The following is a 455-nucleotide window of genomic DNA, read 5'->3' as shown; positions in this document are numbered from 1 at the left end:
CGCGGAAACGGCGCCGCTGTTCTGATCCGCTGGCGGAACGAAATCGGGCAAGGCTGGTTCTCCTGTGGCTCTGCCTGTAGATATCGGAACGGGTTACCAGGAAAAAGGGGGGCCGGGCAATGCGCTGGCTGATCGGGATCTTCGCGGTATTCGTCACCCTCTGGTGCGGCTGGTGGTTTGCCGGGCGCTACGCGATCCTGACCGGGGCCGACCAGGTCATCGCCGATCAGCGCGCCGCCGGTGCGGAACTCGATCTGCCCGGGTTCGGCCTTTCCGGGTTCCCCAGCCGGTTCGACCTCTCGGTCGACAGCATCAGCTGGCGCGACCCCTCCGGCCGCAATGCCTATGAGGGCGGCGCGGCCTTTGCCTATGCGATGTCATGGAAACCCTGGCATCTGGTCTTCTGGCTGCCCGATTCCCAGGTCGTGACGCTGGACGGCCAGGTCCTGCAGATC

1 protein-coding gene is annotated in these 455 nt (G+C 65.5%); it reads left to right on the top strand.

All coding sequences use genetic code 11. From position 1 onward, the window contains the following. Positions 1 to 119: 119 nt before the first annotated feature. A partial coding sequence (locus D7X96_RS39230) for a DUF2125 domain-containing protein (RefSeq protein WP_121772013.1) occupies positions 120 to 455 on the top strand: 336 nt, incomplete at its 3' end.

Source organism: Corallococcus interemptor (assembly GCF_003668875.1).
Classification (GTDB): domain Bacteria; phylum Myxococcota; class Myxococcia; order Myxococcales; family Myxococcaceae; genus Corallococcus; species Corallococcus interemptor.
This window is presented reverse-complemented; position numbering and strand designations above follow the sequence as displayed.